Consider the following 1,046-nt stretch of genomic DNA (forward strand, 5'->3'; position numbering starts at 1 on the left):
CGGGTACTGAGATGTTTCACTTCCCCGCGTTCGCTTCGTATGACTATGTATTCATCATACGATACCTACCTTAAGGTAGGTGGGTTTCCCCATTCAGAAATCTCCGGATCAAAGGATATTTGCCGCCTCCCCGGAGCTTTTCGCAGGCTATCACGTCTTTCTTCGCCTCTGACTGCCAAGGCATCCACCACATGCACTTAATTACTTGACTATACAACCCCAAACAGTCGTTAACACTTACAAGTGAGTGTAACAACAGGCTTGCGCCCACAGTTTGTTGCTTTGTGCACTTAAGCACTGTACAGCTTCAATCTAAATTCATATACCAAAACGCTTGATTCAGTTAATTTGCTAGTTCTCATTTCAATTCGTAATTAAATCGTAACACCGAAGCATTACTSTCAATCTTGAATTAAATGAGTTGAACAATTTATTTCAGACTCAATTTTTGCCAATCTGTTAATGAATTAATGCGTCTTCGTCAGACCGCACTAAATACTGTGATATTTAAATCACAGAACTTAATAAACCATCAAATCTAATCATTCGATCTTTTATTAAGTTCTGCAATCTTTAGCTTAAAGCTCCAGTATATGTGTGCCTGCGCACAGCATAGCTGTTTGCTTAAATTTTAAGGAAAAGCAGTGCTTTTCTGATCTTAAAATTTGGTGGAGACTAGGAGAGTCGAACTCCTGACCTCCTGCGTGCAAAGCAGGCGCTCTACCAACTAAGCTAAGTCCCCAGCTTATCATCTGTGATTCGATATATCGTAAACTGTGTTAAGGCGAATGCTTAACTCGAGCATAGCTCTCGTCTTGCGCTCGGGCGAAACATGTTTCGCTGACCCTCGCTCATGGTGGGTCTGACAAGACTTGAACTTGTGACCCCACGCTTATCAAGCGTGTGCTCTAACCAACTGAGCTACAGACCCTCAGATACATCAATGAAGAACAACTTGTTGTGGATTCTTACCAATCGTCAATCTTTCGTTAAGGAGGTGATCCAGCCGCAGGTTCCCCTACGGCTACCTTGTTACGACTTCACCC

2 tRNA genes and 2 rRNA genes are annotated in these 1,046 nt (G+C 42.8%); all 4 read right to left on the reverse strand.

Annotated elements, in window-relative coordinates:
- A 23S ribosomal RNA gene (locus E0H79_RS15035) occupies positions 1 to 211 on the reverse strand; the annotation flags it as partial.
- A gap of 455 nt (positions 212 to 666) precedes the next feature.
- Positions 667 to 742, reverse strand: a tRNA-Ala gene (locus E0H79_RS15040).
- Between the two features lie 112 nt (positions 743 to 854).
- A tRNA-Ile gene (locus tag E0H79_RS15045) sits at positions 855 to 931 on the reverse strand.
- Between the two features lie 59 nt (positions 932 to 990).
- Positions 991 to 1,046 (reverse strand): 16S ribosomal RNA (locus E0H79_RS15435); the annotation flags it as partial.

The sequence above is a fragment of the Acinetobacter sp. ANC 5045 genome (genome assembly GCF_004331005.1).
Taxonomy (GTDB): domain Bacteria; phylum Pseudomonadota; class Gammaproteobacteria; order Pseudomonadales; family Moraxellaceae; genus Acinetobacter; species Acinetobacter towneri.